The organism is Deltaproteobacteria bacterium (genome assembly GCA_016180845.1).
GTDB lineage: Bacteria > UBA10199 > UBA10199 > JACPAL01 > JACPAL01 > JACPAK01.
On sequence record JACPAK010000011.1, the window covers coordinates 19,430 to 27,788 of the forward strand.

An 8,359-nucleotide genomic window follows, 5' to 3' on the forward strand; every position below is an offset into this window, starting at 1 on the left:
GTTCTAGTGGGAGCGGAGGCAGTGGTGGCAGCAGCATTGTTTGTGGGAATGGCACAACAGAGACAGGCGAACAATGCGACGATGGAAATACGAGTGCAGGAGACGGGTGCAGTGCCACCTGTCAGACGGAGGTCTCTCTCCCGAATTCATGGACAATGAACAGCACTAAAACCCATACCTGTCTCTCGGATCCTCCTAACTCAACGATCACGAATTGGAAGTTTACGAAGACAAGCGAGACGTCATCAACATTTATAGTAACAATTACAGTTCCAGGTGGAGGGGGTACCTCCGTGTCAGGAACAAAGTCTGGCAATGACTGGACAGAAAACCCGGATACTGCGACAGGTCTGATCCTTGATGGATGCACCTATTCTCTCGGAAGTTCACTCTCCGGCAACATCAACCCTTTTGGCTGCACCACAGGCACGAAGACCTATACGAAGACGAGCGGAGATTGCTCCTTTATTCCTGCAAGTGGTAGTTGTGTGGCGAATCTGACACTGGCCTGTACGACCCCTTAAAACCTCAAATTCTCTCAACCACCAGCGACACCCCCTCACCTCCACCAATACAAAGCGAGGCAAGACCACGTTTTTGGTTCGTATCGATGAGGGAATAAAGAAGGGTCGTCAGGATCCGGGCTCCAGAGGCACCAATTGGGTGACCCAGCGCCACCGCACCGCCACGGATATTGACACGATCCTCTGAGAGTCCAAGAATTTTATTGTTGGCGAGTGCCACAACAGAAAACGCCTCATTGAGCTCGAAGAGATCAATGTCGGAATTCTTCAGATTCAATCCGGATAAATTTTTCTTGATCGCCTCGGATGGGGCGATCGTAAACCATTCCGGTTTGACTGACGCCTGCGCATAACCGAGGATTCGGCCGATCGGCTTAAGACCCCTCTTTTTTGCCGTTTCTGAGCTCATGAGGACGAGGGCGGCCGCGCCATCATTGATCGACGAGGCATTGCCGGCGGTCACGGTCCCCTCTTTTTGAAATGCCGGTCTCAAACTGGGGAGTTTCTCAAGCCTCGCCTTGAACGGTTCCTCGTCCTTTTCCACCTTCAACTTGTCTCCTTTAGACGCCTCGACCTCGACCGTCACGATCTCATTGCGGAATTGACCGCCGTTCGTCGCCTTGATCGCCCGCTCATAACTCTGGATCGCATATCGATCCTGTTCTTCACGTGAGATCCGGTATTCCTTGGCACAGAGTTCAGCACAATTTCCCATATGGATATTGTTGTAAACGTCCCACAAGCCATCCTTGATCATGCTATCGATCACCTCGGCATGACCGAGACGAAATCCCGAACGCCCCTTTGGCAACAGGTAGGGAGACAGCGTCATATTCTCCATCCCACCAGCCACAACAACTTCTGATTGGCCGGTACGAATCGCCTGATCAGCCAGCATCACTGCCTTGAGTCCCGAACCACAAACCTTATTAACCGTGAGACACGGGGTCCCTTCCGGAAGTCCCGCAAAAATCGCCGCCTGTCGGGCTGGGGCCTGACCGATCCCCGCCGTAATCACACACCCCATGATGACTTCATTCACCTCGTCTTTTTTAAGGCCGGCACGATGAATCGCCTCGGCGATCGCCATCGCCCCCAGCTTCGGCGCCGGAATACTGGCAAAGGCCCCCTGAAAACTCCCGATCGGTGTGCGTGTGGCGCTAACAATGACAATTTCAACCATATCAGTTCTCCTTATGAAAATACTCTTACCAACCACAAACTCAAACTTGGAACATAGGTAATCAACAAAAGCCCAATCAAGAGCAGAAGGATAAACGGAACCACATCCTTCACAATCTTCATGATCGGCTCCTTGAACCGATAGCTGGAAAGATAGAGATTGAGTCCAACAGGCGGCGTGAGGTAACCGATCTCCAGATTGGTGAGAAAAATAATTCCCAAATGAAACGGATCGACCCCAAAGCTTTTCGCAATCGGCAAAATGAGCGGAACCACAACGATAATCGCTGAAAAAATATCCATGAGCATTCCCACAATCAGCAGAAAACCGTTTAGAAGGATCAGGAAGGTCCATTTGCTCGAAATATACTGACGGATCCATTCGAAGATCTTCATCGGGATCTGTTCATCGATCAAAAAGTCCGTGAACCCGAGGGCAACGGCAAGAATGATCAGAATCCCCCCGACCAGAACCATGCTCTCTTTCATGACACGCGGGACATCTGTCGTTATCTTGAGATCCCGATAGATAAACACCTCAACGATCAGGACATAAAAGGCAGCGACCGCCGCCGACTCCGCCGCTGTCGTGTATCCGCCATAAATCCCGACCAGAATCAGGATCGGAAGCGGGATCTCCCAGATCGATGCGCGAACCGCCTGGACAAGCTCCTTCCATTGAAAAACATATTTCCGGGATGACTGGATCTTTTGACGGGCTGAGTAGATCCCGAGCAATGCCATCAACAGAAAACCGGGAAACAGCCCTGCGATAAAAAGTTTGTCGACATCCACGGAAGCGACCAAACCATAGAGGATCAAAGGAAGACTCGGCGGGAAAAGCAGCCCCAGACTCCCGCAGGTCGTGACAAGCCCCAGGGAAAATTTCTGCTGAAATCCCTGCTTCAAGAGAACTGGATACAAGAGACCACCCAGCGCAATAATCGTGACCCCGGATGCGCCCGTAAAAGCGGTAAAGAAGGCACAAGCCAGCAGGGCCACAATCGCCATCCCACCTGGCATCCAGCCGATACAGGCCTCAGCCAATCTCACCATCCTCTGAGGGGTCTTGGATTCGGCCATCATATAACCGGCGAATGTAAAAAGAGGGATAGCAACCAGGATCGGGGCCGAAACGAGCCGCGACATCGCAATAATAATCGCCTGCGTATCGATGCCGGCGTTAAAAAAACAGACGAGGGCGGCGATTCCGAATATCGAAAAAAGCGGCGCCCCAAAAAGGGCAGCGGCGACGATCCCAAAGACCACCAGCCAGGTCATCCTTTGCCCCCCGCTAAAAGCTCTTTCATATCATTCAGGATCGCGACCGAAAAATGAAACGACATCAGGATAAATGTCATCGGGATAATCAGTTCCACCGACCAGTTCGGTATCGAACTGAAAAATTCACTCCCCGCCTCTTTCTCCAACCGAACAAACTGGACCGCCGCCTGGTAGAGATAGAGACAAACAATCGTCGCAAAAATCTTCACGAATATTCCGATCAATTTGCGGGAACGCCCCCCCAAAAACTTCGTGAAGACATCGATCGACAAGTGTTGATTGAGACGCGTCGCGAGCGCCGCGCCGAGAAAACCGACCCAAAGAAGCAAGAGTCGCACAAAGGCATCGGCCCAGAGGAGTCCTGTTGAGAAAAGATTCCTCGAGACAACCTGGAGAAACGCCAGCAGGATCATCGCGAGGAGAAAAAGGCAGAGGAACGACTCCTCGATCCGTGCGAGACGATCGTTAATGAAGTTGAGCAGACGCACTATGCCCCTTGGTCACCTCAGCGACAAGTTTCTGTATGGTCAAAAGCTGTTCTGCCGTATAGAGCTTGCCCGCCTGATCCGTCCAAACCTTCTTCGCCGCATCCATAATTTCCTGACGATCTTTTTCGTCGACTGAAACAATCTGGACCCCCAAGCGCTTCGTTTCTTCAACCGCCTGGAGATTGTCTTTTCGTGTCTGATCAACAATCTCGCGCGTGTATTTCGCTGTCACCTCTCTCAAGATCTTCTGCTGGTCCGGTGACAATTTATTATATTCGGACTGCAACATCACAAGCGCCCCCATCGAATTCACGACGGGGAGATCGGTCATGTACTTTACCTTCGAACACCACTGGAGCGCGAGGCAACCGAGTGGTGGGACATAAACCGCTTCGATCATATTCGTCGAAAGTGCCGTCATGACATCCGTGATCGCCAGGGGTACTGGAGCGACACCGAGCGAGGCAAACGTCGCCGCAGCGAGAGGATCCCCCTCCCATTGCCAGACCTTTGTTCCTTTCAGATCTGTAAGTTTCTTGATCGGTTTGTTGGAGTAAATGTAAACAAAACCGGCCTCGGCCCATCCGAGCAAGACGACTGGAGGGTTCCCCTTCGACAAAACCGCCTCCATCTGACTCCCCATCTTGCCGGTCACGTAGTCAATCTCTTGTGGAGTTTTATACAGAAAAGGAAGCTCCAAGACCCGGATCTGCGGCGCGATCTGACCTAAACCATTTCCGGTAAATCCTCCGGCATGGATCTGTTTGATCCGCATCTTCCGGACGACATCCTTCTCGTCCCCTTGTGTCCCGCCTGGATAGATCTTGAATGAAAGCTTCCCGCCGCTTTTCGTCTTCAACTCCTCATTCATCTTCGTCGTGATCTTGTCCCATGAGGAACCGGCCGGGGCGATGGTCGCCAGCTTGATTTCTGTTGTCTGAGACCACACAACAGATGACATCAATAAGGCAAGCACCAACACGAATGTTCTCATAACCACTCCTTTCAATTCCCTCTTGCCCCACTTTGAAAAAGGGGGGTTGGGGGGATTTTAAAATAAATCCTTTTCCTTCTCCCTCAAAAATCTCACCCGCTCCTTTGCCAACATGTTCGCGAGCTTCTGCTCCGGCAATGCATTCGGATCACCCAACTCGACCTTTCCGATCAAATCATTGAAAAGGTTTTTGTCCTGCGTCTGTACCGCCAGAAACTGGGCCTGCAAGGCATAAGGGATCAAAAAACGTCCGCCACTCGTATTCACCGCCTCTTCAAAATGTTTCTTGGCCATCTCCGGATTTCCCCCAAGCATCGCCGGCCGGCTTGCATAATAAACCCCATAAAAGAGATGAGGACCTCCATAGAAAAACCCTGGATCTAACTCAAGGACTCGCGCCATCATCGCCTCGACAATCGCAAGATCCGAAACCGACCGCACATCATCCTTTGTCAGATTCACATAATTTCCCCAGGAAAGCGCGGTCCAAAAAATCATTCCGACCTCATCACGCCCGACCCCCGCGAGAGCGGATTTCAAGGGACCCAAGCCTTGGTCGATCGCCTTTCTGAGATCCTTATCCTCTCGCTCAATCAGCATAAGCCCATAATTCTTCCCGCGTGAATAAAAGAGCTTCGCCCGTTCGAGAATAACCTGAAACCGCTCCGGATTCTCCTTTTCATATTGCAGCAATCGATTCTCGAGAAAACCGAAGGCGTAGGTGCCGTACGACTTCGAGAGGAGCAAAAGGTAGTTTTTGTTCTTCGGATTTTGGTGATGAAAGACCTCGAGCGTCTTGATCATCGCAAGACCGGTCTGCTCGCCCACTTCGATATCTTGTTCCTCTTCAAAAACAGGCGCCCCTTCTTTCATGATTTTTGATGTCAGATTCGAGGCGGTACGCGTCAAACTGCAGGAGGCAGAAAAAAAGATGATTGGGAGAATCAACGACCTGATGAAGAGCCGTTTCACAACGGCGGAGGTAACACCCACATCATTAGGGTGTCAAGCTTCGTACATGACGAGATGCGTGAAAGAACTTCTTGCGAATTTGACTTGCCCAGGTAAATAAACTTTAGGGGATTTCTAAAACAGTGGCAGAATTAAAGAGGCACTTTACCCTCACAAAACTGACCTTCTATGGTGTTGGCGATATTCTTGGCGCCGGCATTTATGCGCTGATCGGAAAGGTGGCGGCTGAGGCGGGTAACCTCGCCTGGTCCTCTTTTCTGCTTGCCACGATCGTCGCGATCCCGACCGCCTTAAGTTACGCAGAGCTCACGAGTCGCTATCCGAAGAGTGGCGGTGTTGCTGTTTTCGTCGGCCGCGCCTTTTCAAATACCTATTTTCCGGCCATCGTCGGTTTTCTGGTCCTGCTCTCGGGACTGACCTCTGTCGCGGCAGGGGCCAATGCCGTTCATGGCTATTTCTCACTTTTTCTCGAAATCCCTCGCTGGGTTATCATTTCGATCTTTCTCGGTGGTATCAGCTGGATCAATTTCCGGGGGATCGACGATTCTTCGAAACTAAACACCCTCTGCGTCTTTGCGGAGGCAGGTGGACTGCTCCTGATCATCGGTTTTGGTTTCTTTCATTGGGGGGACGGAAACTTCGCGACCGGTCGTGGTGAAACCTTTCTTTCCAAAGAAACCCTCGAGGGGATTGGCGGGGCCGCTGTCCTCGCCTTCTATGCCACCATCGGATTTGAGGATATGTGCAATGTCTCTGAGGAGGTGAAAAAACCGGAACAAACAGTCCCGCGCGCGATCCTTCTCTCCCTCGTCATCACCTCTTTGATCTATATCGGGATCGCGCTCACTGTTGTCTCCGTCGCCTCTTACAAAGAACTGGGAGAATCAAGCGCCCCTCTCGCCATGGTCGCAGAACGGATCATCCCCTTCTTCTCTCCAAAAGTGGTCGCTGCCCTTGCCATTTTCTCGCTCACCAATACAGCCCTCGCGAACCTCATCATGGCCTCACGACTTCTTTATGGAATGTCCAGAGAAGGCTGGATCTTCAAAGCGCTCGGCTTCGTTCATCCTCAAAAGCAAACCCCTTCGGTCGCTATTCTCACAGTCTTCGTCATCGCCTTGTCTATCGCCTTGTCCGGAACCGTAAAGATCCTCGGCCAGACAACCAGCGTTGTGATGCTCTGTCTTTTTATCTTTGTTAATCTGTCTTTGATCGTGATCCGCCTTCGAAATCTGGCCCCGGATTCCAGACTGAAGATCTTTCAGATCCCGCTTCTGATTCCGATGCTTGGAATCATCGTCTCCGCTTTTCTCCTCACACAGGCGCCCCGCGAGGCGTTCCTCCGGCTTCTGATCCTCATGATCATCGGATTTTTGATCTATCTACCTTACAAAATCTTTGCCCGTCCAAACCGCTCTCTCACCCCCGCGGATTAAACCGGTTCTTTTCCTGAATTTTTTTTAAGAGTTCTTTGGATTCCTGATCCAGATCGGGTGGAACCACTGCCTTCACAAGCAGGTAGAGATCTCCACTCCCTCCCTTCCCGAGATGCGTGACCCCCTTGCCGGAGATCCGGAATTTCTGTCCTGACGAGGTCCCTGCCGGAATCTTGAGATTCACCGCCCCATCGAAGGTCGGGACATGGACTGTCGTCCCGAGGGCTGCCTCGAAGATCGTAATCGGCACCTCTATATAAAGGTCATCGTCCTCCCGCCAAAACTCTTTATCGGGGATCACGTTCACCTTAATATAGAGGTCTCCTCCTTCTTCTCCCTTTCCCGCGAGGCGGATCTTCCCGCCATCTTTGATCCCGGCCGGTATCTTGACGCGAAGCTTTTCTCCCGTTCGGTGAGGAGAGTGGATTACCCTCTCGGACCCCTTCACCGACTCCAAAAAGGTAATATCGATCGATGACTGGATATCCCTCCCAGCTGGTTCCGCCCTTCGCCGCCCCCTCCCCCCCAATCCTCCGCCGAAGAAATCACCGAGGATGTCGCCAAGATCGAATTCAGGCATGCCCCCCTGTCCTTGGGTATTGGACCAATTCCAGGTTTGATACCGCTGTTGTTGGCCTGGATTGAAGCCCCCTTGCTCCGCCCACTGCCCAAATTGATCGTACTTCTTTTTTTTATCGGAATCCCCGAGGACATCATACGCCTGAGAGATCTCCTTAAACTTCTCCTCAGACTTCTTGTCCCCCTTGTTCACATCGGGATGGTACTGTTTGGCCAAACGTCGGTAGGACTTCTTGATCTCCTCCGCAGAAGCGGAGCGGGAAACGCCTAAGATATCGTAGTAGTCACGAGGCATGGGGATTTCATAACGCCCCCTTCCTAAAATTGCAAAGGGAACAGCTAGACAACCCTTATGGAATCAGGTGGATCACACAGTCACCACTAGGCGGCGGCATCGTGCAGGTGACAGGACCAAACGCCGAGGAGCTAAATGGCACCGATGAGCAGGTCATCGTACCCCAGGTAAACGACATGGTACTGCCTGAAACAGACGTTATATTCGCACTGTTCGCCGTTTTGAGTATAAAATTGGTCACTGTGGTAGGAGCGGTCTGAGTGAAGGATGTGGGAGCATCGTTCCCACAGGTATTACTGCTACCCGTAGTTGCGTAGGCATAACTCTTACAGTCCGCAGGGCAGTTTGTTGAGGTCTCGCTTCCATCGCAAACTGCGTTATTGTTGCAGATAACTGCCGTACCCGAGTAACAGGCCTGCCTTGCTGCATCGGTCGTCGCTGTCGAGAGACAGGTGTCAACGGCAGTGGTCCCCGATGCCGTGATTGTCGCCTGATTATTCGTAAATGTGGCATCGGCCTTCGTCGGATCGTAGACCGCCCCTTGAGACCCGATGTTCGCATTAAACAAGGTATTTGTCCGACTGATCGCCTCAGCACTCCCGGCC

The 8,359-nt window shown here is 51.8% G+C and carries 8 protein-coding genes and 1 pseudogene; 2 read left to right on the plus strand and 7 right to left on the minus strand.

Annotated features, from left to right (window positions below):
• The first annotated feature begins 38 nt into the window (after positions 1–38).
• Positions 39–137: pseudogene (locus HYT76_10495) on the plus strand (DUF4215 domain-containing protein).
• A gap of 391 nt (positions 138–528) precedes the next feature.
• On the opposite strand, the gene HYT76_10500 reads toward HYT76_10495, so the two are convergent.
• The 5 genes from HYT76_10500 to HYT76_10520 are packed head-to-tail and all read right to left on the minus strand — an operon-like array spanning position 529 to position 5,444.
• Positions 529–1,707, minus strand: a complete 1,179-nt coding sequence (locus HYT76_10500; GenBank protein ID MBI2083971.1) for an acetyl-CoA C-acetyltransferase — start codon at positions 1,705–1,707, stop codon at positions 529–531.
• Positions 1,708–1,718: 11 nt separating this feature from the next.
• Positions 1,719–2,987, minus strand: coding sequence for a TRAP transporter large permease subunit (locus HYT76_10505; GenBank protein MBI2083972.1), 1,269 nt, complete (start codon positions 2,985–2,987; stop codon positions 1,719–1,721).
• The gene (locus HYT76_10510; GenBank protein MBI2083973.1) at positions 2,984–3,478 is read right to left on the minus strand and encodes a TRAP transporter small permease; all 495 of its coding nucleotides are present in this window, start codon (positions 3,476–3,478) and stop codon (positions 2,984–2,986) included. The genes HYT76_10505 and HYT76_10510 overlap by 4 nt, the downstream gene beginning before the upstream one ends.
• On the minus strand, positions 3,456–4,472 hold the full coding sequence (dctP, locus tag HYT76_10515) for a TRAP transporter substrate-binding protein DctP (GenBank protein ID MBI2083974.1): 1,017 nt from the start codon (positions 4,470–4,472) through the stop codon (positions 3,456–3,458). Before dctP ends, HYT76_10510 begins: the two co-directional genes overlap by 23 nt.
• A 57-nt stretch (positions 4,473–4,529) precedes the next feature.
• The gene (locus tag HYT76_10520) at positions 4,530–5,444 is read right to left on the minus strand and encodes a hypothetical protein (protein ID MBI2083975.1); all 915 of its coding nucleotides are present in this window, start codon (positions 5,442–5,444) and stop codon (positions 4,530–4,532) included.
• A gap of 122 nt (positions 5,445–5,566) precedes the next feature.
• Between HYT76_10520 and HYT76_10525 the strand changes: the two genes are divergently transcribed.
• Positions 5,567–6,880 (plus strand): amino acid permease, encoded by a 1,314-nt coding sequence (locus HYT76_10525; protein ID MBI2083976.1) that lies wholly within the window; start codon positions 5,567–5,569, stop codon positions 6,878–6,880.
• Here HYT76_10525 and HYT76_10530 read toward each other — a convergent pair.
• Positions 6,864–7,754, minus strand: coding sequence for a J domain-containing protein (locus HYT76_10530; protein ID MBI2083977.1), 891 nt, complete (start codon positions 7,752–7,754; stop codon positions 6,864–6,866). The genes HYT76_10525 and HYT76_10530 overlap by 17 nt on opposite strands.
• A gap of 55 nt (positions 7,755–7,809) precedes the next feature.
• On the minus strand, positions 7,810–8,359 hold a 550-nt coding region (locus HYT76_10535; protein ID MBI2083978.1), incomplete at its 5' end, for a hypothetical protein.

Coding starts and splice junctions, on each gene's coding strand:
- HYT76_10505 (MBI2083972.1), bottom strand. CDS start 2,987: ATGACCTGGCTGGTGGTCTTTGGGATCGTCGCCGCTGCCCTTTTTGGG.
- HYT76_10530 (MBI2083977.1), bottom strand. CDS start 7,754: ATGCCTCGTGACTACTACGATATCTTAGGCGTTTCCCGCTCCGCTTCT.
- dctP (MBI2083974.1), bottom strand. CDS start 4,472: ATGAGAACATTCGTGTTGGTGCTTGCCTTATTGATGTCATCTGTTGTG.
- HYT76_10500 (MBI2083971.1), bottom strand. CDS start 1,707: ATGGTTGAAATTGTCATTGTTAGCGCCACACGCACACCGATCGGGAGT.